Raw genomic sequence first — 25,535 nt, forward strand, 5'->3', positions numbered from 1 at the left:
CATGGGAAAGATAAGGTTTATGTAGATAGTTTGTCTTCTTTAGTATGTAATGAAAAAAGTATTTTACTTATGTAATATACATATGTAAAATGATGTGTAAAGACAGCTTTGTAAGGAGGACCTCTAGTGGGGAAAGTTACAGAAATCTCGAATCGAAAGCTTCTCGGAATTGCTGGGCTTGGTTGGCTATTTGATGCAATGGATGTTGGGATTCTTTCGTTTATTATTGCTGCTTTACAAAAAGAATGGCAGCTTAGTGCACAGCAAATGGGATGGATAGGGAGTATTAACTCCATTGGAATGGCAGTTGGAGCACTTATATTTGGAATATTAGCAGATAAAATTGGTCGTAAATCTGTTTTTATTATTACATTATTATTATTTTCTGTTGGTAGTGGTTTAACGGCTTTATCAACAACATTAACTGTATTTCTTGTATTTCGTTTTCTCATTGGAATGGGACTCGGAGGAGAGTTACCTGTTGCATCAACACTTGTATCTGAAAGTGTTGCAGCGCATGAACGTGGTAAAATTGTTGTTTTATTAGAAAGCTTTTGGGCTGGTGGATGGTTAATTGCTGCGCTTATTTCATATTTTGTTATTCCGACATACGGTTGGCGAATAGCGATGGTTTTAAGTGCAATTCCAGCTTTTTATGCATTATATTTACGCTGGGGTTTGCCAGATTCACCACAATTTCAAAAAGTACAACAAAAACAATCTGTATTTGCAAACATAAAGGCTGTTTGGTCTCAGGAGCACAGAAGAGCGACTGCTATGCTCTGGATTTTATGGTTTTGTGTTGTGTTTTCTTATTATGGAATGTTTCTTTGGCTTCCAAGTGTACTAGTATTAAAAGGATTTAGCTTGATTAAAAGCTTTGAATACGTATTAATTATGACACTTGCACAGCTTCCGGGCTATTTTACAGCTGCTTGGTTTATTGAACGTTTTGGCCGAAAGTTTGTGTTAATCACATACTTACTTGGAACAGCGTGCAGCGCATATTTCTTCGGGGCAGCAGACTCACTTCTCACATTAATGATTACAGGTATGTTGCTATCTTTCTTTAATTTAGGAGCTTGGGGAGCATTATATGCGTATACACCAGAGCAGTATCCGACAGTTATTCGTGGTACAGGAGCTGGTATGGCAGCGGCATTTGGCCGCATCGGTGGTATTTTAGGGCCGTTATTAGTTGGTTATCTCGTAGCCATGCATGCTTCTCTTTCTTTTGTCTTTACGATCTTTTGTGCAGCTATTGTAATTGGTGCTCTTGCTGTGCTTGTGCTTGGAAAGGAAACAAAACAACAAGAATTAATATAATGAAAAGGAAGCTGTGTAAAGCTTCCTTTTCGTTGTTTTCTGACAAAAACATGCTATATTTGATAGAAAAATGGTTTATAAAAAGGGATTATTTCGAAAAAAGCGAATGTATACAACAAGGCGTATGGACAAAAGGATTAGGTGGTTGGGCAGACATGAAAATTTTAATCGTAAATGAACAAGAAGAAAACAGAGGACAATTAATACATTTTTTCAAAGAACATGTAAACAATTTGGAATGCTTTGAAGCGAAAACAGGAATGGAATCACTACAGATAGCGAAAAAGTATACGCCAGATTTTATTTTTTTAGATACACAATTACCAGATGCAACTGGTTTTGAAGTCGCAGGATTGCTGCGTCAATTAACATTACATACAAAATTTATATTTACAGGAAACGATATGAAAGATGCAATTAAATCATTTCGTTTTCACGCTTTTTACTACTTATTGCAACCATTTGAGCAGGAGGACTTGCAGTTTTTATTGCATAGTATTGAACAAGAAAAAGTAACACGAGAGAAGAATCGATTGCAAAAGCTTCCGATTGAATGTCATGAAGGAATTGCATATATTCTTCCAGACGATATTGTATACATAAGTAAGAATAAAGAAAATAAAACAGTTTCAATTTACACAACTGATAATCAATATATCTCAACGTATACATTGCAAGAATTAGAAGGCAAGTTAGCGGTATACGATTTTTTACGTGTCCATAAAAGTTATCTCATTAACGTTATATATGTGTGTGAATTGAAGCCTTATTATAACGGAACGTATAACTTATATTTGGAAAGGTATGATAACCAGCCGATACCTGTTAGTCGAAATTATGTAAAACGACTTCGAAATAAAATTGAGTTGTAACAGTTCATGGAAGAATTTGGACATGTTAAAATAAAAAACCTTCATCATAAGGAATATTATATTTAACTATTCTGAAAATTTAGTACAATTCCCTCTAAGGCATAACATTAGGGGGGATTTTTGGTGAAAGCATGGAAATCTATTTTACTTTGGGGTGTGATTACGGCTTTAGGAGCAGCTGGATTTGCTGTTTTAGCGTTATCTCGCGGTGAAACAATTAATGCAGTTTGGTTGCTTGTTGCCGCTGTTTCCGTATATGCTGTCGCATATCGCTTTTATAGTAGATTTATCTCCAGAAAAGTTTTTGAATTGGACGACAATCGAAAAACGCCAGCAGAGCTTTTGAATGATGGGAAAGATTATGTTCCGACAAATAAATGGGTTTTATTTGGGCACCACTTTGCTGCAATTGCTGGAGCCGGGCCGTTAGTTGGTCCAATCTTAGCTGCACAAATGGGATATTTACCAGGAACGCTTTGGATTATTGTTGGAGTTGTGTTAGCTGGAGCTGTACAAGATTTCGTGATTTTATTTGCGTCTATGCGTCGCAACGGGAAGTCGCTTGGTGAAATGATTAAAGAAGAGATTGGTCCAGTAACAGGTTTTATCGCGATGATCGGTATTTTGGGAATTATGATTATTTTATTAGCGGTATTAGCTCTTGTTGTGGTGAAAGCTCTTGTAGGAAGCCCATGGGGAATGTTTACGATTGCCGCAACAATTCCAATTGCAATTTTAATGGGTGTATATATGCGTTACATTCGTCCAGGTCGTGTTGGAGAAGGTTCAGTTATCGGTATTATTTTACTTCTTTTATCGCTTGTAGCGGGTCAGTATGTAGCAGAAAATCCAACGCTTGCTACTATGTTTACATTTAAAGGTGAAACAATTGCAATTATGCTTATTATTTATGGATTTATTGCTTCTGCATTGCCTGTTTGGTTATTACTTGCACCGCGTGATTATTTAAGTACGTTTTTAAAGATTGGAACAATTGTTGGCTTAGCGCTTGGGATTGTGATTGTTGCACCAGATTTACAAATGCCGGCAGTTTCAAAATTTATTGATGGAACGGGCCCAGTATTTGCAGGAAATTTATTCCCTTTCTTATTTATTACTATTGCTTGCGGAGCTGTATCTGGCTTCCATGCACTTGTTTCTTCTGGTACGACCCCGAAAATGATAGAAAGGGAAGGACATGCACAGCCAATTGGTTACGGTGCTATGCTTATGGAATCATTTGTTGCAGCGATGGCAATGATTGCAGCTTGTGTACTAACGCCAGGTACATACTTTGCAATTAATAGCCCTCCGGCAGTCATTGGAACGGATGTAACACAGGCAGCACAAGTAATTAGTTCTTGGGGGTTCACTGTGACGCCAAATGAGCTGAAAGAACTAGCTGTAAACGTTGGAGAACAAACGATATTATCTCGTACAGGCGGGGCACCGACGTTCGCGATTGGGATGGCTCATATTTTCTCTCAAGTAATCGGCGGAAAAGCATTAATGGCATTTTGGTATCACTTTGCAATTTTATTTGAAGCGCTCTTCATCTTAACAACTATTGATGCAGGAACACGTGTTGGCCGGTTTATGATTCAAGACATTTTAGGGCACGTTTATAAACCATTTGCAAAAACAGATTCTATGCTTTCCAATATTGTTGCAACAACGCTGTGTGTGCTAGGATGGGGATATTTCTTATATCAAGGGGTAATTGATCCGCTTGGTGGTATCAATACGCTATGGCCGCTCTTTGGAATCGCAAATCAAATGTTAGCTGGGATTGCATTATTACTTGGAACGACTATTTTGTTTAAAATGGGAAAAAAGGCATATGTTTGGGTGACGCTCATTCCGACAACGTGGCTATTGATTGTTACAATGACAGCTGGCTATCAAAAGTTATTTCATGAGAATCCGAAAATTGGCTTCCTCTCTCATGCAAAATTGTTCCAAAGTGCACTGGATAAAGGGAAACTATTAGCACCGGCGAAAAACGTAGCACAAATGAAACAAATTATTCTTAATGATTATATTGATGCGGCGCTTTGTGGAATTTTTATGCTTGTTGTAATCGCGGTACTGATATCGGCTATTAGAATATGGATACAAGTATTGAACAATAAAGCAACTCCATTAAAAGAAGCGGCGTATGTTCCACGCGATGAAAGTGAGGTACAGCATTATGCTTAAAACGATAATAAGCATGTGGAGATACCGAAAACAGTTTATTAGTTTGCTTGTTGGTGTACCAAGCTATGAGAAGTATGTTGCTCATATGAAACAACAACATCCCAATGAAATTGTATTATCTCGAAAACAATTTTTTGCTGAAGCGCAAGAAGCAAGATTTAATGCGAAGGGCGGTAAAGTTTCGAGATGCTGTTAAAGAGAATATAGTATAAAAAGGAGCGATATCTCGCTCTTTTTTTTATTCCAAAGTTTCACGTGAAACATATAAAGAAAAGTTTGGGAATTATAGGAATATAATATACAATAGTAAATAGGAAAAGGGTACTCAAAATGGATAGAGATGAAAGTTTTATGTGAACTGTCAAGTTGTAGAAAGGCCGGGTATATTTTTATGCTAAATGATCTATTTATTAATACAACTATTATTCTTTCTTTTATTTTCGTTGGTGCTCAACTTTTTAAAAATATTTCATTAAAAGAGCCGCTATCATTTGAAGTAAAATGTTTTGTTGGTATTGTAATGGGAGCTTTAGGTGCCCTGCTTATGAAGTTTGGTGTTCATATTGAGGATGTGATGCTAGATTTACGATATCTTTCTATTATATTAGCTGCAATTATTGGAGGACCTATTGCAAGTTTACTAGCTTCCATCATTATTTTAATTGTACGTTTATTGTTAACGGGTTATTCAGTAGGAGCACAAATAGGTGTGTATGTAGTTTTGTTAACAGGTATAGGTTGTACGATTATTTCAATGTTTCGTATTTCTGTTTTCAAAAAGTGGATTTGGTTACATGTTTATTGCTTAACAGTTTCATCGATTGGAATTTATATTGTTTTTAAAGATGTTCTTGTCCTAGGTTTATATTTAGTTGTTAGCATTATGACAGGATATATGACTTTTTTAAGTGCACATTATGCTTTGCAGTCAAACGAATTGTTTCGTAAGATGAAACAGTATGCAACAATGGATCCTTTAACTGGATTAGGAAATGTTCGTAAATTTGATACGGAATTGAATAGAAATATTGAGGATAAGAAAAAAAATAACAATCCACTTTGTTTATTGCTGGTAGATATTGATTATTTCAAGGATGTGAATGACAAGTATGGACACCCTGCCGGTGATGAAGTTTTACAGCAATTAGGGGCAATTTTAAAGAATAGTTCTCCATTCCCACACTTAGTATTTCGAAAAGGCGGAGAGGAATTCGCTTTATTATTACCAAAATCAACATTACAATATGCTGTGGATATAGGAGAAAGAATTCGAGCAGCTGTAGAGAAGCATGTGTTTCGATTACCAAATGATATTTGTTTACATATCACGATTTCAGTAGGTGCTTCAATCTATGTAGACTCACCACAGCAATTTATTCAACTTGCAGATGATGCATTATACTCTTCCAAACGAAATGGAAGAAATCAAGTGAATGCTGTTTCATGAAAAATAAAGTCGTCACTATGGACGACTTTATTTTTTGTTCTTATCCCGCTACTTTTGGGCAGTAAGACCCCCTACTGATGGAAGTTTCGCTTTATACAAGCTCTTTTCCAGCTCCAAATTTACGGTATGCACCGTGATGGGTTGGTCCCACATATTCGTTCAATTTGAATGAGTGGCAAATTGCAGCAGTAATAAATTCTTTTGCTACTTGTACTGCTTCTTTTACAGATTTTCCTTTTGCTAGCTCTGCTGTAATTGCAGCAGCATATGTACAACCTGCGCCGTGTGTATATGTTGTTTCAATTTTTTCAGATTCTAAAATTTCAAATGTTTCTCCATCGTATAATAAATCAATTGCTTTTTCTGAACCTAGCTTGCTGCCACCTTTAATAAGTACGTATTTTGTACCTAGAGCATGGATTTTTTCAGCAGCTTGCTTCATATCTTCAAGTGAGTTAATTTTTACGCCGCTTAGTTGATACGCTTCAAATAGGTTTGGTGTTACAATCAATGCTTTTGGAACGAGCGTATCGCGTAAGCATTCGTTTGTTTCTGGATGAAGCGCTTCATCTGCCCCTTTACATACCATAACAGGGTCTACTACTACGTTTTGTAGATTATGTTTTTCAATTGTTTCAGCGACAAGCTCAATAATTTCAACAGATCCAAGCATACCTGTTTTTAATGCATCAACGCCAACGCCTTCAATTGTCGTTTCTAATTGTGGTTTTAATGTAGACGCTGGAATTGGGAATACATTATGTGCCCATCCGTTATGTGGATCCATTGTCACGATTGTTGTAAGAGCTGTCATGCCGTATACACCAAGCTCTTGGAACGTTTTTAAATCGGCTTGCATACCAGCACCGCCGCTTGTGTCAGAACCAGCGATTGTAAGTGCTTTGTTTAATGTCATTGCGAAAGCCCCCTCAAGTAATATAATGAAAACTACATTTTTATCCATTATATCAATGTTATGAATAAGTACAAAGCGAAAAAGTTACTTGAACTGCCCGTAAAAGCCCGATTGGTGAGAGCCTTTCATCAGGAGGGAATAAAGAAAAACCCCCATTGATGGGAGTTTCACTTTATTTTACTATTTTATTTTTGTACTAGTTCCTCTTGTTCATTATGATTAGGAAGTGGAAATGCATTACCAATCATTGCAGCTCCAATCATTGGTAACAATAAATTAATTGGGAAGAACATAAGTAATAATAATGTAATAGCGATTGGTTTTCGTACTGCATAGCTTGAAATGGCTGTCGTTACAATAGCTACAGAAGCAACTGGATCTAACGACGGTATGACAGTAGCCACAGCATATCCAATACTTGCACCAGCAAATACAATTGGGAAAATATGTCCGCCACGCCAACCTGTAGTTAAACAAACTGCCGTTATACATAACTTTAAAATCCCTGAAAGAAGCAGTATCCCAAATGATAATTCTGTCCATTCATTTACTAATTCTTTTAATTGGTGTTCTCCTGAAAATAGTGTATACGGAAGTATAGTTCCTGCAATCCCTAAAAGAATACCACCTATAATTGCTAATGTTAGCTTATATTCTTGAAAAGGCCGTACTATTTTTTCTAATATATGTTCCACTTTGAAATAAAAATAGCCTACACCAGCGCCTATGCAAATAAGAGGCAGAAAGGCAATCCATTCATGGAGAGCAAAAGATCCTTCTCCAAACTTAACAATAAAAGATCCTCGATTATCGAACTGACTAAGCAATAAATAAACAGAAAAACCAGCGAAAGTAGTAGCAAGATATACAATAGTCTTTTTCCCTTTAAAAGCTTCAGTGATTTGTGTATCCTCATGTTCGTTTGGAGCTAAATAACCGAATAGCGGTGCATTAAAAATAACACTTAAAGCAGCGCCAATCCCAATTTCTGTTAGTTCATGCATTCCTTTTAAAGTAAACTTAAAGCGATCACCAACCCACGTACAAAGGCCACCTATAATCCCAACAAGTGCTGCTTCTGGTCCTAAGCTTGCGCCAAATACTAAAACAATAACAGCTGTTAACGTAGCTTTATGCACAAATTGGTACTCAATTCTGCCTGTTTTCTTATATTCAGCCATGGTCTCTGGCATTAAACGAGGGTATGTACCGAAGTATTTCTGTGACAGGCCGACAAAAATACCGCCAATTACTGTTACACAAATTGTGTAATAAGGAGGTAATCCCAATTCTTTAGGTAAATATCCCCAAACAAGCTGAATTCCAGCATTTGTGACAACTAAAAATAACCAGACTACAGCACCAACTATAGCACCTAGAAACATACCGTACATGATGAGTAAATAGTGCATGTTTCTCCTAATAGTCATTCTTTATGCCTCCTTTATGTTATATTCTATTATGAAAAAGTAAGAGATTCTAATACGGAAATAGTTGGATAACCAATTCAATATGCGTATTATTTTTTTAAGGGAACTACTTGTTCAAGATACATTATAAAAATTAGCATTATTATTTTATGAACCTGTAAAACATTTGTAAGTGTAATTGCTTTTTTGTATGTGCTTCGATGGCTACTAAAATGCAATGTAACTCTTTAATTTTACATAGTAAGTGGAGTTTTTAAAATGTATTTTTGTCTATTTTTGAAACATTAATGTTATTTTTATATAATTTGAATATTGGTAATAAATAATTAAATTCATTTATATTTTTCGTGAAGATTCAGAAAAATGGATTGACACTAGGAAATATTTGCTATAAAATCAACGGTAATTGCATAAGTCTTATCAAGAATAGGTGGAGGGACCGGGCCCTATGAAACCTTGGCAACAGCCGTAAAGCGGAATTGTGCCAAATCCTGCAGGTATTTCCTGAACGATAAGAAAGGCTACATGTCGAGCGTTTATCTAAACTGCTTCTTTCTTATTTAGGAAAGAAGCAGTTTTTTTATGTTAAGAAAGGGGATTGAGAGATGAGCGATACAAGGGGAAAAGGAACAATTTGTGTTCAAGGCGGCTATACGCCGAAAAATGGTGAACCGCGTGTTTTACCACTTTATCAAAGCACGACGTATAAATATGATACATCTGATGATTTAGCAGCTCTCTTTAATTTAGAGGCAGAAGGTTATATTTATACTCGTATTGGTAACCCAACGCTTGCAGCATTTGAGCAGAAACTGACAGAGTTAGAAGGCGGCGTCGGTGCGGTTGCAACTGCATCAGGGCAAGCAGCAATTATGTTAGCGATATTAAATATTTGCGGCAGCGGCGATCACCTGCTTTGCTCATCAACAGTATACGGCGGTACGTTTAACTTATTTGCAGTTAGTCTGCGGAAACTTGGCATTGAGGTTACTTTCTTTAATCCAAACTTAACTGCTGATGAAATTGTTGCCCTCGCAAATGAGAAAACAAAGCTTGTGTATGCAGAATCGCTTGGAAATCCAGCGATGAATGTTCTTAATTTTAAAGAGTTTTCTGATGCGGCAAAAGAGCTTGAGGTGCCATTTATCGTCGACAATACGTTAGCGACGCCGTATTTATGTCATGCTTTTGAACATGGTGCAAACATTGTCGTTCATTCTACAACGAAATATATTGATGGTCATGCAAGCTCACTTGGCGGTATTGTCATTGATGGCGGTAATTTCGATTGGAGTAAATTTCCTGAATTTGTTGAACCAGATCCAAGTTATCATGGTGTGAGTTATGTGGAAAGGTTCGGGCAAGCGGCATACATTGTGAAAGCTCGTGTACAGTTATTAAGAGATTATGGAAATTGTATGAGTCCATTCAATGCGTATGTAAGTAATATTGGCTTAGAAACGTTGCATCTTCGTATGGAGCGTCATAGTCAAAATGCACTAGCTGTTGCACAGTGGTTATCGCAGCATGAACGCGTTGAGTGGGTCAATTACCCAGGACTTAAAGATAATGAAAATTATGCATTAGCACAAAAATATTTACCGAAAGGCGCGAGCGGTGTTTTAACGTTTGGAGTAAAGGGAGGTATTGAATCTGCTAAGCAATTTATTGCAAATGTGAAGCTCGCAGCATTGGTGACGCATGTTGCAGATGCAAGAACTTGTGTGATTCATCCTGCAAGTACAACGCATCGTCAGCTTAGTGAAGAGCAGCAGCGTCTGGCAGGTGTAACGCCTGATTTAATTCGGTTATCTGTTGGTATTGAAGATGCGGCGGATATTATTGTTGATTTAGCAGAAGCCCTTTCTGGAGGAAAACAGTATGCCGATCATCATTGCTAAAGATTTACCCGCTCGTAAAGTATTACAAAATGAAAATATTTTCGTAATGACGAAAGAACGAGCAGAAACACAAGATATCCGTGCTTTGAAGATTGCTATTTTAAATTTGATGCCAACAAAGCAAGAAACTGAAACGCAGTTGCTTCGTTTAATTGGAAATACGCCGCTTCAGCTCGATGTACATTTACTTCATATGGAATCTCATACATCAAGAAATGTGGCACAGGAGCATTTAACAAGTTTCTATAAAACATTTCGAGATATTGAAGGGGAAAAATTTGACGGGTTAATCATTACTGGTGCTCCGGTTGAAACACTTCCTTTTGAAGAGGTGGATTATTGGGAAGAATTGAATCGAATTATGGACTATTCGGAGAAGCATGTTACATCGACGCTTCACATTTGTTGGGGAGCACAAGCAGGGTTGTATTATCACTACGGTGTTCCAAAATATCCGCTTCAGCAAAAGATGTTTGGTGTGTTTGAGCATGAAGTGCAGCAGGAGAATGTGAAACTGTTACGCGGTTTTGATGAAAGCTTTTTTGCGCCGCATTCTCGTCATACGGAAGTCCGTGCATCTGATATCCAAAAAGTACAGGAACTCGATATGTTAGCGATATCTGAAGAAGCTGGTGTTCATCTTGTTATGAATAAAGATGGAAAGCATATTTTTGTTCTTGGTCATAGCGAATACAGCTGCGAGACGTTAAAGCAAGAATATGAGCGAGATCAACAAAAAGGGCTCGATATTGCTATTCCAAAAAACTATTTTAAAGATGACAATCCATTGGAAAAACCGGTGGTAAAGTGGCGTAGCCATGGGAACTTACTATTTTCAAATTGGTTGAATTACTATGTGTATCAAGAAACCCCTTATATTTTGTAAAGAAGCCATATAACACTTGGTAGCGTTTTCTTCGTAAGGAGCAACCTTTATTATTCGGAATGTTCCAAATATATTGTTTTTTTGAATTTTACCTTATATAATGGCACCTAAATACAATTTTTAGAGGGGTGGACAGTATTATGAACGAAATTCGAGTTGGCTTATTAGGTCTTGGAACTGTAGGAAGCGGTGTGGTGCGCATTATTGAAGATCATCAAGATCGTTTAGCGCATCAAATTGGTTGTCCTGTCAAAGTAACAAAAGTGTTAGTACAAAACATAGAAAAAGAACGTGAGGTCCAAGTAACCCCTACATTATTAACGAAAAATCCAGATGATATTATAAATAATCCAGATGTTGACGTTGTGATTGAGGTGATGGGCGGTATAGAAGATACGAAAGCATATATTTTACAATCGCTGCAAAACGGAAAGCACGTTGTAACAGCAAATAAAGATTTAATGGCACTTCACGGTGCAGAACTTCTTACTGTGGCAAAAGAAAATCAAGCTGATTTGTTTTATGAAGCAAGTGTAGCAGGCGGTATTCCGATTTTGCGAAGCATTGTGGAAGGTCTTTCTTCTGATCGAATTACGAAAATGATGGGAATTGTGAACGGGACAACGAATTTTATTTTGACAAAAATGTCTGAAGAAGGGAGAGCATACGAAGACGTGTTAAATGAAGCGCAGCAACTTGGATTTGCAGAGGCAGATCCAACATCAGACGTTGAAGGGTTAGATGCGGCACGAAAGATGACGATCTTAGCAACACTGGGCTTTTCTACAAATGTAGAACTTCATGATGTGACTGTAAAAGGGATTACATCCATTACGGAAGAGGATATTACATATAGTAAGAGCTTAGGTTATACAATTAAATTAATCGGCGTAGCGAAGCGTGATGGCGAAAAGTTAGAGGTGACAGTAGAACCAACACTGCTGCCAAATGCGCACCCGCTTGCGGCTGTTCAAAATGAATACAATGCGGTATATGTATATGGCGAAGCGGTAGGAGAAACAATGTTTTACGGACCAGGTGCAGGAAGTTTACCAACAGCAACAGCTGTTGTATCTGACTTAGTTGCGGTTATGAAAAATGTACGTCTTGGTGTAACGGGAAATAGTGCTGTAACTCCGCAATATGAGAAAGTGTTAAAAGAGGAAGATGAAATTTATGTGAAGAAGTTTCTACGCCTTCATGTAAAAGATGAGGTAGGTGTGTTTGCCAAAATTACATCTCTGTTCTCTGAACGCGGTGTAAGCTTCGAAAAGATTATTCAAATGCCATTACAAGAGAAAGGGGCAGCTGAGATTGTCATCGTTACCCATCGCGCATCCCTTGCAGACTATGCGTATATTTTAGAAACGTTAGAAACGTACGAAGAAGTGGATTGCGTAAAAGCGAATTACCGTATTGAAGGAGATGCTCGCTAATGTGGAACGGACTACTTGCTGCTTATAAAGAATATTTACCGATTACTGATCAGACGCCGGCGCTTTCGTTATCAGAAGGAAATACACCACTTATTTTATTAGAAAACCTTTCAGAAAAATGGGGTGTTTCTGTTTATGCGAAAGTAGAAGGAGCAAACCCGACAGGCTCCTTTAAAGACCGCGGGATGGTTATGGCGGTAGCAAAGGCAAAAGAAGCTGGCAGCAAAACAGTTATTTGCGCTTCAACAGGAAATACATCTGCGTCTGCGGCTGCTTATGCAGCGCGCGCAGGTTTATCTTGCATTGTTATGATTCCGAACGGAAAAATTGCATATGGTAAGTTAGCTCAGGCAGTCATGTACGGAGCTGAGATTATTAGTATTGACGGGAATTTTGATCATGCTTTGCAAATGGTGCGGAAGTTAAGTGATTCATCGCCCATTACACTTGTAAATTCAGTGAATCCGTATCGTATTGAAGGGCAAAAAACAGCAGCATTTGAAATTTGTGATGCACTCGGAAAAGCGCCTGATATTTTAGCCATTCCAGTTGGGAATGCGGGCAATATTACAGCATACTGGAAAGGGTTTACGGAGTATAACGAAAAGCATGGTACAGGTTTACCGGAAATGCGCGGTTTTGAAGCGGAAGGAGCAGCGGCGATTGTACGCGGATATAAAATTGAAGATCCTGAGACAGTTGCCACTGCAATACGCATCGGTAACCCTGCAAGCTGGGATAAAGCCGTTACTGCTGCCCATGATTCAAATGGAAAAATTGATGAGGTAACAGATGCAGAAATTCTTCAGGCTTATGAATGGCTTGCCAAGTATGAAGGAATTTTTGCAGAGCCTGCTTCTTGTGCGTCGCTTGCTGGTATTTATAAGCAAGTACAAACAGGAGAAATAACAAAAGGAAGTAAAATCGTCGCTGTTTTAACAGGAAATGGTTTAAAAGATCCTAACATTGCAATTGATACAAAAAAAATTCAGCCGCTTGTTTTGCCAAATGATGAAAAAGTTGTATTTGAACACATTCAAGGAGCTGTCCTGCGATGAAGGCGGCTCCCCTGTTTACAATTCGTGTGCCTGCCAGTACAGCAAATCTTGGACCAGGCTTTGATTCAATTGGTCTTGCGGTAAGTAAGTATTTAACGGTAGATGTATTTTCGCATTACAGATGGGAGTGCAAGGCGAAAACACCACTTCTTCAAGGTGTTCCAGAAGATGAGAATAATTTACTGATTGAGACTGCTAGGGGAATAGCCGCTCGTTATAATAAGGAGCTTCCATATTGTAGTCTCTATCTCGATAGTGATATTCCATTAGCAAGGGGACTTGGAAGCAGTGCCTCGGCAATTATTGCCGGAATTGAACTTGCCGATCAGCTCTGTGAATTGCATTTATCTAGAAGAGAAAAGTTATTAATTGCAACGGAAATAGAAGGACATATCGATAATGTTGGAGCGGCATTATATGGTGGACTTATAGTAGGAACATATGATGGAAAAGATATTTCATTTGTTTCACAACCCATTCATGACATAGAACTTGTTGCAGTTATTCCTTCATATGAACTAAAAACAGTTCATGCAAGAGATGTGCTTCCGAGTAGGTTGTTATATATGGACGGTATTCGCGGCAGCGGTGTTGCCAATGTGCTTGTAGCTGCTTTATGTAAAGAGGATTGGGTGCTTGCTGGGGAAATGATGAAACGGGATGTGTTTCATGAACCTCACCGTAAGCAGCTCGTTCCTGAATTACAAAAACTTCATGAATTAGAGCATGAGAATGTATATGGTGTTTCTTTAAGCGGTGCCGGGCCAACTGTGCTTTGTTATGTAAAAAAAGGAAGTGCTGATGAAGTGAAGGTATGGCTGCAATCTATTTTTAGTCATTGCGTGGTAGAAACGCTTCAAGTTGTCAACGAAGGGGTTCATATTATACATGAACAACAAAAGCCCATTGAAAGTATATAACTTTCAATGGGCTTCTTGCGTACGATAACTTTGTAATACCTTTGAGCCGATTTGAATAAATGCTTGAATGATCCAGCCTGTTGTAAAAGATAGAATAATGGTACCGAAATAAATGGGTCCATGTAGCATGAAACTACCAACTAAAAATAGACAAGCTAGAGAAATTTCTGTTTTTCGAAAGGACCACTTTGTTTTTTCAGAGATTGTTAAAACAAATGCTTCTTGCGGCGCAGTGCCAAGCTGTGATGAAACATAGATACCGATACCTGATCCAACAAATAAATTTCCACATATAAGTGTTATATACTTCGGAAGAGCTCGAATGCCATCCATTATAAATGCAACTGAGCCAATCATATCAACAAAAACGGAGATTAGCACCATCGTCACGATTGTACCAATTGTAATGCGCTTTCGGTTCATAGACAGTACGATAAGGGTAAAGATGAAATTAATAATAAACATCCAAGAGCCGATGCTTAAACCAAAATTTTGATATAAGGCAATGAAAAGGGAATCATACGGACTAAGACCAAATGAAGTAATCGTTGTCATCATATTGATACCTAGAGAAAGTAATAGTAATCCACCTATGAAAAATATGTGCTCTAATTTTAAAATCATAATAAAATATAAATCCTTTCTTATTTAGTCTGCTATCACAGGGTATAATGTGGAAAGCTTACCAGGTCAAGGAGCCATTTATAAAATTTTTTGTATGCGTTAATATGTAGTGGGAAGGGAGAGAGTATGATGCCAAATATAAAAAAAATCGCAGAAATGGCGGGGGTCTCGATTTCTACTGTTTCTCGTGTTTTAAATAATCATCCGTATGTAAATGAACAAAAACGAAAAGAGATATTAGCAATTATCGAAAAGTTAAATTATACGCAAAATTCGAATGCGATTCATTTAGTACGAGGAAAAACGAATGTTATTGGTGTGCTTCTTCCATTTGTAAATAATCAATATTACAGTGCAATTATAGAAGGTATTTCAAGAGAGGCTGCAAAACATAATTACAATATGATGCTCTGCCAAACGGGTTATAGCGCGGATAAAGAAATAGAGATTTTGAATATGTTAAAGATGAAAAAATTAGACGGAGTCATTATATGTTCGAAAATCAATGCCTGTCAGGAGATTGAAAAGTACACAAAATTTGGTCCAATTGTGACGTGTGAAGATACAGCATCAAGCACAATTTCTAGTATTCATATTGATCATTACAAAACGTTTGCACTAGGAATGGAATATTTAATAGAAAAGGGACATACACGAATTGGTTATTGCGTTGGACGAAGTAATAGCTTCAACAGTCAAAATCGAAAACAGGCGTACCGGGACGCTTTATCCTCTGTTCATGTTAGGCCGAAAGAAGAGTGGGAGTTTGTAGACTGCTTTACAATAGAGGACGGGACACGTGTTGTTCAATCACTGCTTCATATGAAAGAGCGTCCAACAGCCCTTCTCGTATCTTGTAATCATATTGCAGCGGGTATTGTAACAGCCGCCAAAAAAAGCGGCCTTTCTATTCCAGGTGATATCACGATTATTGGTTGTGATGATCAGCAAGTTGCAGAGATACTAGATATTACAACAATTGCTCATTCGAGTGTGGAGGTTGGTGCAGGTGCATTTACAATTTTGCATGACCAAATTGCGAGTAGAGAAAAAGAAGGAAAAAGAATTGAGTTATTTGCGAAATTAACGGAAAGACTGACAACATAAGGAGTAAAGCACAATCTTCATTAAAGTGATTGTGCTTTTTTCGTAGGCTGATGAAAATCGCTTTTCGAATTTTCGTTTGGTATAATATGGTCAATCTATAAGGGGATAAGGGGTTTTAGCATGAGACAGAAATTTGTGAAAGCTATTTTATTCGTTACACTTGCATCTTTTTGTTTATTTGCTTACGGCTTTATTGTCGGTGCAAATGATGTTCTAAATCCGAAAGCTTCTAAGTTAACTCCGGCCGTGCAAAAAGAAGCAAAAGGGAAACAACAAAAAGGAACGTTACAAATTGTTAGTTTAGGGGATTCTTTAACGCGCGGTGTTGGAGATAAAGAAGGTATTGGATATATTGGACGTATGAAGAATGAATTGCAAACAAAATACAAACAAAAGGTGGCGCTTACAAACTTAGCGGTGAGTGGAGCGAAAATGCCTGATTTACTGAAACAAATGGAAAGCGGTGGTGCCGAGTATGCAATTAAGCAAGCTGATGTGCTTGTTCTGACAATTGGAGGAAACGACTTATTTCCGGGATGGGAATCGCTTGGGAATCTTGATTTAACTACATATCATCCTGATACAGTAACATTTCAAAATAATGCTAAGCAAATTTTATCCAAGCTGCGACAGTTAAATCCAAACAGCCCAATTTTCTGGATTGGTTTGTATAATCCATTTGAAGATGTGGAAGATTTAAAAGGCTCGTCTTCGATTGTTGTTGATTGGAATGCGTCATTAGAAAAAATTGCACTCAATTATCAAAACGTATATGTTGTCCCGACATTTGATATGTTCCAAAATCGCGGTAAGGATTTATTATATTCTGATCACTTTCACCCGAATGAAACAGGCTATACATTCATAGCAGATCGTTTATTACAAAATGTTGTGAGTCAATTAAAGCTTGCTGGGGGTGAAGAGAAATGACGATAGTGTTGTCTGTACGAAATTTAAAAAAAGTAATCAAGAAAAAAACGCTTGTTGAAAATGTGTCGTTTGATATACAGCAAGGAGAAGTATTTGGTTTTTTGGGACCGAACGGAGCGGGGAAAACAACAACGATTCGTATGCTTGTCGGTCTTATTCAAGCAACAGAGGGAACAATTTCAATCGGTGGTTATGATATAAAAGAAAATTTTCGCGGAGCAATGAGGCAAATTGGAAGTATTGTTGAAAATCCAGAACTGTATACATATTTGACTGGCTTTGAAAATTTAAAGCAATTTGCTCGCATGCTAGGCGGGATTTCTGATGGGCGTATTATAGAAATTGCAAAAATGGTACATCTTGATGAACGCATTCATGATAAGGTGAAAACATATTCACTTGGAATGAAGCAACGCCTTGGGATTGCGCAGGCCCTTCTTGGGAACCCGAAACTACTTATATTAGATGAACCGACAAACGGACTTGATCCGGCTGGTATTCGAGAACTTCGTGAATTTGTGCATACGCTTGTGAAAGAGGAAAACATTAGTGTATTTATCTCTAGCCATTTGTTAAGTGAAGTGCAAATGATTTGTGACCGCGTTGCGATTATTAATAAAGGAAAAGTGATTACGGTAGCAAGGGTTGAAGAATTAGTGAAGCAAGCGAGTGGCCGCATGGAATGGGTTGTGACACCGCTTGAAAAAGCCAAGGCATTGCTTGAAGAATCTGATGAAGTGACAGAACTTGTAGTAGAAGAAGGGCGATTATTATGCCGTATGAATCAAGAACGTGTAAGCTTTTATAATAAAAAATTAGTAGAACATGATGTAGACGTTCATAGTGTAAAAGAAATTGTATTTACATTGGAAGATTTATTTATGGAACTGACAAAGGGGGAGCAGCATGCGTGAATTTGCGAACCTCGTCTATAATGAGGCGGAGAAAATATATCGAAAGAAACGTATTGTAGTAGTCATGCTCATTTTGGCAATTTTAATTCCAATTTTTGTTTATGCACAGTATCGGGAAGTACAGACGACCATAAAACGTCTTGGTACAAGTGATTGGAAAGTATCATTGCAACAGCAAATTGTTGATTCACAAAATCGTTTAAATAATTCGCGTCTTCCCGAAGAATGGAAAGCGTGGTTAAAGGTAAGAGTGGAACAGCAGCAATATTATTTGGAGCATAATATTAATCCAAGCTCGCCAGGAGCACCGACATTTGTACGCGCGTTTATTGAACAAGGAATTACATTATTTATTCCGCTTCTCGTCATGATTATAGCAATTGATATCGTATCGGGAGAGCGAAGTGACGGAACGATGAAAATGCTCCTTACTCGGCCAATTCGGCGCTGGAAAATTCTTTTAAGTAAATACGTAACGATGGTGCTGTTTATTTCGCTCATTTTATTGCTTGTTGGTATTCTTTCTTACGTAATATCAGGAATTGTATTTGGTTATTCGGGGTGGAACCTACCAATGCTGACAGGGTTTGTAACTGAAAAGGATACGTTAAACACAAACTTTGTTCATCTTATTCCGCAGTGGCAATATATTATTATGGCTTACGGGCTTGCTTGGTTTGTTGCGGTTGTCGTCGGCACAATCTCATTTATGGTTTCCGTACTGATTCGCAATACACCAGCTGGCATGGGGGTTATGCTGGCAGCGTTAATTGCTGGAGGTATCTTAAATAATTTTGCAACATCTTGGGAAGGTGCAAAATATATTTTTAGTGTTAATTTATCATTAACAGATTATTTATCAGGACAGCTCCCCGCGTTGCAGGGATTATCAATGAGTTTTTCATTACTTAATCTAACAATATGGGCAGTTGTATCGCTTATTATTGCTTTTGCGGTATTTACAAAACAAGATATGGTCAATTAATCGATAGGAAGTGAAAGAATGGAACAAATGCTGAAGAATGATTGGGCACCCTTACTGGCACCTGAATTTGAGAAACCATACTATCAACAATTACAATCATTTTTAAAAGAAGAATATCATACACATGTTGTGTATCCGAAGCAGGAAGATATTTTTAATGCTTTGCATTATACAAGCTATCAAGATACGAAGGTACTTATTTTAGGACAAGATCCATATCATGGGCCAAATCAAGCACACGGTTTAAGTTTTTCAGTGCAACCTGGCGTACGCACGCCGCCGTCACTGCAAAATATGTACAAAGAGCTACAGGATGATCTAGGTTACCCAATACCGAATAACGGCTATTTAGTAAAATGGGCAGAACAAGGTGTGCTTTTACTAAATACTGTATTAACTGTACGTCAAGGAGAAGCCAATTCTCACAAAGGAAAGGGATGGGAAATTTTCACGGATCGGATTATTGAGTTGTTAAATGAACGGGAAAAGCCAGTTATCTTTGTGTTATGGGGACGACCTGCTCAGGCAAAGAAAAAGCTCATTACAAATCCAAATCATTATATTATCGAATCCGTTCATCCAAGCCCATTATCAGCACGCCGAGGGTTCTTTGGCAGCAAACCATTTTCGAAAATAAACAACTTCTTAGTAGAAAAAGGAGAGCAGGAGACTAATTGGCAAATTCCAAATATCTAAATAAGAGTTCTTTCATTTAGGTATCTATACGTGCAAAAGCAGATCACTACATTTGTAGTGATCTGCTTTTTATTTATTTTCTTCTTCTTTTTTTAATTTCGCATCTAGTACGAACGTACCAAATGGAAGAACAGATGCAACAAGTGCACCAAATACCCATGACTTTGATTTATGATGAATAGTGGTTACTTGAAAGACAGCGTAGATGAATAGTATAAACAAGACACCATGTGCCATACCTGCTACAGTAACGGCTTTTGAAAAATTCGCGAAATATTTCAGCGGCATTGCGATGAATAGAAGGATTAGAAAAGAAATTCCTTCAAGTAATCCAATAACTCTCAAACGTCCAATCGGTGTTGATAACATAAAATAACCTCCTTATATAAGCTTGTCTATGGTAAATTTGTATTCTTTTTATGAATAAAATAGTCTATTTTGCTCCATTATAAACCAAAATGAACTTTACACTATGGAAATAGTGTAAAGTTCAAAATATCTTCACAAGCTGATAAAATAAAAGATAAATCCCGCTGAAATATTTGACTTCAGCAGGATTTTATAGATGGTTCGTTCAACTAATCCTTAACAAGCAAGCAGCTCTACACAAGCACTTCACTGTTTAAAACAAATTGTTCTACGACTTTTGCAACACCGTCATTCATGTTTGTGTCTGTTACATAATTAGCAATGGCTTTAATGTCATCAGGTGCATTGCCCATTGCAACGCCAAGGCCAGCAAATTCAATCATTGCTAGATCATTATAGCTATCGCCCATTGCGATAACCTCTTCACGTTTAATACTAAGCTTTTGGATGAGTTGGTTTAAGCTTGTGCCCTTTGTTACGCCAGCTTCTGTGAATTCTAAGAAGAATGGCTTTGAGCGCATCACACTTAATTGGTCTTCCAGTTCTTGTTGTAATTTTTTTTCAACTTCTACAAGGCGTTCTGGTGCTTCCATCATTAATACTTTTACAACAGGTTCTTTCACTGCATCTACAAAACTATCAACTTCAATAATTGGCATACCCGTAATATGAGCTTCAACTTCTGTATATTCATTATTTTCCTCTGTCACAATGTCATCGCCGATGTACGTATGAATCCAAACGTCCTCGTTTTGGCTTGTTTTGTATAAATTATGAACGATTTCAGGTGATAACGTACTGCTAAATAATTCTTTATTTGTTTTGCAGTTAATAATTTTTGCACCGTTAAACGATAAAATAAAACTTCCGTATTCTTCTAAATTAAGTTCTTTTGCAACCGCCCACATCGCAAATGTTGGACGGCCAGAAGCTAGTACAACTTTTACGCCGCGCTCTTGTGCTTTCATCAGTGCTTCTTTTGTACGCGGTGAAATGGTATGGTCATCGCGAAGTAATGTATCATCTAAATCTAGTACAATCATTTTATAAGACATTTGAATGTTCCTTCCTGTATGAACTTAACATAAATTATAAGGCATCGAACTTCTTTGTAAATGGAATCGATTCCGTATGAATCCATATACGAGAGGAAGAATCTTGTCTGCTCGTATATGTCTCTATTATCGTAACAATACTTAAAATAGACTGCAATGCTTGAAGTTTGCCAATTTGGTTTACATTTCGTGTCCATTTATTTAATTAGCCTAGGCAGGAAGGGTGTTTGTTAAGATTTATGATGCTTGTTTGCCCGTTGAACGAGAAAATAAAACTTCTAGTATAATGGCCATTACAGAACCGAGTACAAGGCCGTTGCTTAAAAAGGATGCAAGAAACGGCGGAAGTGAAGAAAAGGATCCTGATGGGATAAACATGACACCAATCCCGGTAAAGAGAGCGAGACCGGAAACTTTGAATAAGCGCTCTTTATCTTTCACAGTTTCATATTCTCGAAAAGCTAGCCCAATCATGCTTGCAAATACAGGATAAATAGCTGCATAACCAACAGCTACTGGAATTGCTGCAAAGAAAGATGTAACTTTCGGAAATAAGCTAATAAGAATAATAAAGGTTGAACCTAGAATAAACGGTAATCGTTTATAAATATTTGTTGTTGAAATAAAACCAGCTGATCCAGAAATAGCAACAGGCCCAATTGCTGAAAAAAGGCCCCCTAGAATCTGGTTGATGCCGGTAATAATCCCTGCTTGTTTAAAACGATTTTGCATTGCGGTTTCTTCATGTTTTGAAACGACTTGTTGCACAACACGAATACTTGCAAGCATGTTTGTAAGTAATAGTAGTGTTACGAAAATAACAGTAATAACCATATTCCATTCAGCGCGTGGCATACCGAAAACAAAGATAGAAGGAAGATGGATGATATCATTTACTGGTGTAATCGGATTAGAGAGCCCGAAGTAAGCAAATAGTACCCAACCGATTACGATACTACATAAAACAGAATATTGTCCGAGAACAGGTAGCTTCATAATAAAGAATGATAGTAAAATAATAATGAGAGAAAGAAGAAGTACTTTTCCTTGTATTTCTTTATGTTGTCCATCAAGACCAAACATCCCTTTCAAAAAGGAGCCGCTTAGCTGGGCAACGAGAAGAAATAAATATGTTCCGACGACAGTTGGTGTAAAATAGCGTACGAGCTTATCGATAAGTCCCAATACACTAAGAAGGATACAAATGAGACCACTTAGTAAAAAGGAATATTGCAGTACACGAAGTGTTTCACCACTTGATCCAAATAACACAATTCCGAGGCTTGCGTATAACGAAAATATACCCCACCAAAGTCCAGCAGGCCCCTCTTGAATTGGTAAGCGGTGTCCAAATACAGCTTGTAATATGCCGGCAAAGCCAAGAACAAATAATGTTCGTTGTACAAAAGCGATAGCCTCTGCCCCTTCAAGTCCGTAACTAGCAGCAACACTAATCGGGACAATAAGACTACCGGCTAAAATAAATAATGCCCATTGTAAGGCAGACAGCAATGTTTTCATCTTATCGACCTCTTTCTTGTATTCCGTTTCTAGTATATATGTATTTGATTTGTTGTGGCAAAGATTGAACATAGAGAAAAGAGATGAAAGAATATCATGAGTGCACGTAAACAATTGACTATTGCAATTATATGTATGTGTTTCGTTGTAATTATTGGAACAATCGGGTTTATGATAATAGAAGAGATTAGTATGTTTCAAGCATTTTGGATGACAATGATTACTGTATTAACAGTTGGATATGGAGATGCCGTTCCATTAACGAAAGCAGGGAAGATTTTTGCTCTTTTAATTATTCCGCTTGGCGTTGGTATTGTGACGTATGCGATCGGGGTAGTAGCAGCTATGATTGTTGAAGGGAATTTATTTCAGGCGGTGCGGAGGAAGCAGATGGAGAAACAAATTGCAGAAATAAAAGATCATATTATTGTGTGCGGATGCGGCAGGGTTGGCTTGCAAGTTGTGCAAGAATTACGGGAAAAAAATACGCCTTTTATTGTTGTCGATAGAGAAGAGTCCGTATTAACGGAACAAAAGCTTTTATATGTACACGGAGATGCGACAGATGATGAAGTGTTACATAAGGCTGGTATTACGAGGGCAGCTGGTTTAGTGGCAATCGTTGCGAGTGATGCAGAAAATGTGTTTATTACATTAACCGCAAGAGGCCTAAACCCGAATATTAAAATTATAGCTCGGGCAGAAAAACAAGAGTCAGAAGAGAAATTACGCCGCGCTGGTGCGAATAAAGTCATTAATCCTTCTAGTATGGCGGGAATTCATATTGCAAAAGGAATTGCGAACCCGTTCACTGTCCATTATATAGATACGGTGTTATATGGAACGGACCAGAATTTTGCTATTGAAGAAATTGAAATAGCTGCAGGGTCATCCTTAATTGGAAAAACATTAATGGAAGAAAATATAAGGAATCGTTTTGATGTTACGATTTTAGCGATTTTACGAGATGGACATATTATTCATAACCCAACAGGGGCGGAAAAATTAGCAGAACGTGATATGATAATAGTATTTGGTCCAGTAGAGAAATTGGAGCAATTTGAGAAAGAATTACAATACACGAGGTGATAAAGAATGCAAATATCTAGTGATAAGATTTTGAATAAAATGGCAAGCGAAATTGCAAAAGCGAAAGGAAGCGAATCACATAAAACGAAAGAACATCTTCTAGTCGTTCGCGCATTATGCGATTTATTGCTCGAAGAACAGACGGAAGCTCCTGCGTATGTTGAGCCGAAAATACAAACGCATGTTATATCGCCGCAAATGCCGATTCAACCAACTGCTACATTTTCAGGAGAGCCTGTATATATAAAAGAAGAGGATGCAAACGGAAACTCTCTTTTTGATTTTTAAAAGTTAAATAGTTGGATTGTGTGTAAAAATTTTTTATTATAAAAATAAAAAGGGGAATTCCAATGAAAATTTTCTTCTTATTAGGTTGTATTGCAGCTGCATTATCTGTTGCGCTTGGTGCATTTGGAGCGCACGGACTTGAAGGGAAAATCTCTGCGAAAATGTTAGAAGTTTGGAAAACAGGTGTTACGTATCAAATGTTTCATGCAGTTGGATTATTTGTTGTAGCTTTGTTAATGGACAAGATTCAATCTTCTCTTGTAAGCGCAGCAGGCTGGTGTATGGTGGCAGGTATTATTCTGTTTTCCGGAAGCCTATATGCATTAAGTACAACTGGCATGAAATTTTTTGGACCAATCACTCCGCTTGGCGGCGTAGCGTTTATTGTAGGCTGGATTTTACTAGGAACTGCGGTTGTAAAAGGTTTATAAAGTGAAACCTCCATCAGTGGGGGAACACTGCCCGCAAATAGCGGGATAAAAATAAAACAAAAGCTGGCATTTGCCAGCTTTTTCTTATTATCTTGGAGGATAAGTTGCTGGTTGTTGTCCTGGGAAGTAGGTGATTTCTCCAGGGAATTCTACATAATCAAGATAGATCATAAGCAGTAAATAACGTTTTCCCGACTTAGGTTCACTTACAATGATATGATCGCGTCCTGCGGCCTCAATGATGCCAGTATAGGATTGTGTACCAAGTGTGCTGCCGCGCTCATATGTCATGAAAAAAGTGGCTGGTTTTCCTTTGTTTAAACGAAGGATATTTTCAATATACGATTGCTCAAGTGGAAGCATGCCTTGAGAAGCGGCAAGTTGCGCTTGAGCAGTTTGTTGTGTTTGCTGTGTTGGCATTTGCTGCCCAGGTTGCGGTTGCATATACCCGCCAGATGGTTGATAAAATCCTCCCCCATAGTATGGGTTTTGTTGCTGTGCCATACAAAATCCCTCCTCTTTTCAGTTCACTAATATACACTTGGACAGTCTTCACCAGTTGGTTGAAAAAAGCAATGGTTTTTAAAACGACCAGAATTTTCTTGATTAAACCAAGTTGGCGGACAATCACCTACCGGCCGGAAAAACCATAAAGAAAAATTAGCAGGCCAGAAGCGTTCACCTTGAACTGTACGCCTTGCTAAGGCGAGATCACTTTCACGGGCACGCTGATAGAAGTAACCTTTTTGTGTAGCCTCAAATCCACCAGGACTTTGAAATACCATTTGACGAAGGTTTCGAATCTTTTTAAAGTCTAAGCAATTCCCTCTTACGCGATTGACGCCGACATTTCCAACCATAAGCATTCCTTTAGGCCCTTCTCCTTCTGCTTCTGCTCGCATTAACCTTGCGAGTAGTTTTAAGTGTTCTTCTGTATAGGCAATAACACCCATCTGTGTCACCTCTCTTATTACTCTGCTAGAGGAAAGAAAGTGTAGAACAATCACTAATTCATACGTATGAAAAAAAGAGGGCAGATATGACAACTAAGCCATGTTTTGTGATGAGGGATAATCTTTAGTTTTGTTAGGAGGTTATTCAGCTGAGAGTGTTAGTAGGGTATAAAAAAAGGAAC

26 protein-coding genes and 1 riboswitch are annotated in these 25,535 nt (G+C 37.8%); of the genes, 18 read left to right on the forward strand and 8 right to left on the reverse strand.

Annotated features, from left to right (window positions below):
• The first annotated feature begins 126 nt into the window (after positions 1–126).
• The 5 genes from AB1279_RS00655 (at position 127) to AB1279_RS00675 (ending at position 5,844) form a co-directional block, all read left to right on the forward strand.
• Positions 127–1,326 (forward strand): MFS transporter, encoded by a 1,200-nt coding sequence (locus tag AB1279_RS00655; protein WP_429752949.1) that lies wholly within the window; start codon positions 127–129, stop codon positions 1,324–1,326.
• A 155-nt stretch (positions 1,327–1,481) separates the two neighbouring features.
• Positions 1,482–2,198, forward strand: coding sequence for a LytR/AlgR family response regulator transcription factor (locus AB1279_RS00660; RefSeq protein WP_429757492.1), 717 nt, complete (start codon positions 1,482–1,484; stop codon positions 2,196–2,198).
• A 123-nt stretch (positions 2,199–2,321) separates the two neighbouring features.
• A complete protein-coding gene (locus AB1279_RS00665) occupies positions 2,322–4,397 on the forward strand; it encodes a carbon starvation CstA family protein (protein ID WP_429757493.1) in 2,076 nt (691 codons plus the stop codon).
• Positions 4,390–4,593 (forward strand): YbdD/YjiX family protein, encoded by a 204-nt coding sequence (locus tag AB1279_RS00670; RefSeq protein ID WP_336482094.1) that lies wholly within the window; start codon positions 4,390–4,392, stop codon positions 4,591–4,593. The genes AB1279_RS00665 and AB1279_RS00670 overlap by 8 nt, the downstream gene beginning before the upstream one ends.
• Positions 4,594–4,788: 195 nt before the next feature.
• Positions 4,789–5,844, forward strand: a complete 1,056-nt coding sequence (locus AB1279_RS00675; protein WP_429757494.1) for a diguanylate cyclase — start codon at positions 4,789–4,791, stop codon at positions 5,842–5,844.
• A 91-nt stretch (positions 5,845–5,935) separates the two neighbouring features.
• Here AB1279_RS00675 and pdxK read toward each other — a convergent pair whose 3' ends face one another.
• Entirely contained in the window at positions 5,936–6,760 is an 825-nt protein-coding gene (pdxK, locus tag AB1279_RS00680) for a pyridoxine/pyridoxal/pyridoxamine kinase (RefSeq protein ID WP_429757495.1), read from the reverse strand.
• Positions 6,761–6,945: 185 nt separating this feature from the next.
• Positions 6,946–8,190, reverse strand: a complete 1,245-nt coding sequence (locus AB1279_RS00685) for a chloride channel protein (protein ID WP_429752954.1) — start codon at positions 8,188–8,190, stop codon at positions 6,946–6,948.
• Positions 8,191–8,604: 414 nt separating this feature from the next.
• Positions 8,605–8,708, forward strand: a riboswitch (SAM riboswitch).
• Positions 8,709–8,795: 87 nt separating this feature from the next.
• On the opposite strand from AB1279_RS00685, the gene AB1279_RS00690 reads away from it, so the two are divergent.
• The 5 genes from AB1279_RS00690 (at position 8,796) to thrB (ending at position 14,391) form a co-directional block, all read left to right on the forward strand.
• Positions 8,796–10,091: a bifunctional O-acetylhomoserine aminocarboxypropyltransferase/cysteine synthase gene (locus tag AB1279_RS00690; RefSeq protein ID WP_429757496.1), complete on the forward strand. Its 1,296-nt coding sequence runs from the start codon at positions 8,796–8,798 to the stop codon at positions 10,089–10,091.
• The gene (gene metA / locus AB1279_RS00695; protein ID WP_429757497.1) at positions 10,072–10,977 is read left to right on the forward strand and encodes a homoserine O-acetyltransferase MetA; all 906 of its coding nucleotides are present in this window, start codon (positions 10,072–10,074) and stop codon (positions 10,975–10,977) included. Before AB1279_RS00690 ends, metA begins: the two co-directional genes overlap by 20 nt.
• 140 nt (positions 10,978–11,117) lie before the next feature.
• Positions 11,118–12,413 carry a homoserine dehydrogenase gene (locus tag AB1279_RS00700; RefSeq protein ID WP_429757498.1) on the forward strand — a complete coding sequence of 432 codons (1,296 nt, stop codon included), beginning with the start codon at positions 11,118–11,120 and terminating at the stop codon, positions 12,411–12,413.
• Positions 12,413–13,471 (forward strand): threonine synthase, encoded by a 1,059-nt coding sequence (thrC, locus tag AB1279_RS00705; RefSeq protein ID WP_429757499.1) that lies wholly within the window; start codon positions 12,413–12,415, stop codon positions 13,469–13,471. Before AB1279_RS00700 ends, thrC begins: the two co-directional genes overlap by 1 nt.
• Positions 13,468–14,391, forward strand: a complete 924-nt coding sequence (gene thrB, locus AB1279_RS00710; RefSeq protein ID WP_429757500.1) for a homoserine kinase — start codon at positions 13,468–13,470, stop codon at positions 14,389–14,391. Before thrC ends, thrB begins: the two co-directional genes overlap by 4 nt.
• A 3-nt stretch (positions 14,392–14,394) precedes the next feature.
• Here the strand turns inward: thrB and AB1279_RS00715 are convergent, their stop codons facing one another.
• The gene (locus AB1279_RS00715; RefSeq protein WP_429757501.1) at positions 14,395–15,015 is read right to left on the reverse strand and encodes a YczE/YyaS/YitT family protein; all 621 of its coding nucleotides are present in this window, start codon (positions 15,013–15,015) and stop codon (positions 14,395–14,397) included.
• A 129-nt stretch (positions 15,016–15,144) separates the two neighbouring features.
• On the opposite strand from AB1279_RS00715, the gene AB1279_RS00720 reads away from it, so the two are divergent.
• The 5 genes from AB1279_RS00720 (at position 15,145) to AB1279_RS00740 (ending at position 19,647) form a co-directional block, all read left to right on the forward strand.
• The gene (locus AB1279_RS00720; RefSeq protein ID WP_429757502.1) at positions 15,145–16,122 is read left to right on the forward strand and encodes a LacI family DNA-binding transcriptional regulator; all 978 of its coding nucleotides are present in this window, start codon (positions 15,145–15,147) and stop codon (positions 16,120–16,122) included.
• A gap of 120 nt (positions 16,123–16,242) precedes the next feature.
• Positions 16,243–17,052, forward strand: coding sequence for an SGNH/GDSL hydrolase family protein (locus tag AB1279_RS00725; protein WP_429757503.1), 810 nt, complete (start codon positions 16,243–16,245; stop codon positions 17,050–17,052).
• Complete coding sequence (locus tag AB1279_RS00730) at positions 17,049–17,966, forward strand: ABC transporter ATP-binding protein (protein WP_429757504.1); 918 nt, start codon at positions 17,049–17,051, stop codon at positions 17,964–17,966. The genes AB1279_RS00725 and AB1279_RS00730 overlap by 4 nt, the downstream gene beginning before the upstream one ends.
• On the forward strand, positions 17,959–18,951 hold the full coding sequence (locus tag AB1279_RS00735; protein WP_429757505.1) for an ABC transporter permease: 993 nt from the start codon (positions 17,959–17,961) through the stop codon (positions 18,949–18,951). Before AB1279_RS00730 ends, AB1279_RS00735 begins: the two co-directional genes overlap by 8 nt.
• Positions 18,952–18,969: 18 nt before the next feature.
• The gene (locus tag AB1279_RS00740) at positions 18,970–19,647 is read left to right on the forward strand and encodes a uracil-DNA glycosylase (protein ID WP_429757506.1); all 678 of its coding nucleotides are present in this window, start codon (positions 18,970–18,972) and stop codon (positions 19,645–19,647) included.
• Positions 19,648–19,716: 69 nt separating this feature from the next.
• Here the strand turns inward: AB1279_RS00740 and AB1279_RS00745 are convergent, their stop codons facing one another.
• From AB1279_RS00745 to AB1279_RS00755, 3 genes are all read right to left on the reverse strand, one after another.
• Positions 19,717–20,016, reverse strand: coding sequence for a DUF3817 domain-containing protein (locus tag AB1279_RS00745; RefSeq protein WP_429757507.1), 300 nt, complete (start codon positions 20,014–20,016; stop codon positions 19,717–19,719).
• Between the two features lie 233 nt (positions 20,017–20,249).
• Entirely contained in the window at positions 20,250–21,071 is an 822-nt protein-coding gene (locus tag AB1279_RS00750; RefSeq protein WP_429757508.1) for a Cof-type HAD-IIB family hydrolase, read from the reverse strand.
• Positions 21,072–21,308: 237 nt separating this feature from the next.
• The gene (locus tag AB1279_RS00755; protein WP_429757509.1) at positions 21,309–22,592 is read right to left on the reverse strand and encodes a purine/pyrimidine permease; all 1,284 of its coding nucleotides are present in this window, start codon (positions 22,590–22,592) and stop codon (positions 21,309–21,311) included.
• 96 nt (positions 22,593–22,688) lie between these two features.
• Between AB1279_RS00755 and AB1279_RS00760 the strand changes: the two genes are divergently transcribed.
• From AB1279_RS00760 to AB1279_RS00770, 3 genes are all read left to right on the forward strand, one after another.
• Positions 22,689–23,681 (forward strand): potassium channel family protein, encoded by a 993-nt coding sequence (locus tag AB1279_RS00760; protein WP_429757510.1) that lies wholly within the window; start codon positions 22,689–22,691, stop codon positions 23,679–23,681.
• A gap of 6 nt (positions 23,682–23,687) precedes the next feature.
• Positions 23,688–23,969, forward strand: a complete 282-nt coding sequence (locus AB1279_RS00765; RefSeq protein WP_429757511.1) for a YwdI family protein — start codon at positions 23,688–23,690, stop codon at positions 23,967–23,969.
• 62 nt (positions 23,970–24,031) lie between these two features.
• On the forward strand, positions 24,032–24,400 hold the full coding sequence (locus tag AB1279_RS00770) for a DUF423 domain-containing protein (protein WP_429752971.1): 369 nt from the start codon (positions 24,032–24,034) through the stop codon (positions 24,398–24,400).
• Positions 24,401–24,487: 87 nt separating this feature from the next.
• Here the strand turns inward: AB1279_RS00770 and gerQ are convergent, their stop codons facing one another.
• Together gerQ and AB1279_RS00780 are read right to left on the reverse strand one after the other, a co-directional pair.
• A complete protein-coding gene (gene gerQ / locus AB1279_RS00775) occupies positions 24,488–24,904 on the reverse strand; it encodes a spore coat protein GerQ (RefSeq protein ID WP_429752972.1) in 417 nt (138 codons plus the stop codon).
• Positions 24,905–24,930: 26 nt separating this feature from the next.
• Positions 24,931–25,353, reverse strand: coding sequence for a cell wall hydrolase (locus AB1279_RS00780; protein WP_336482115.1), 423 nt, complete (start codon positions 25,351–25,353; stop codon positions 24,931–24,933).
• Between the last annotated feature and the right edge of the window lie 182 nt (positions 25,354–25,535).

It is taken from the genome of Bacillus sp. S14(2024) (genome assembly GCF_050473785.1).
In the GTDB taxonomy this organism is placed as follows: domain Bacteria; phylum Bacillota; class Bacilli; order Bacillales; family Bacillaceae_G; genus Bacillus_A; species Bacillus_A yunxiaonensis.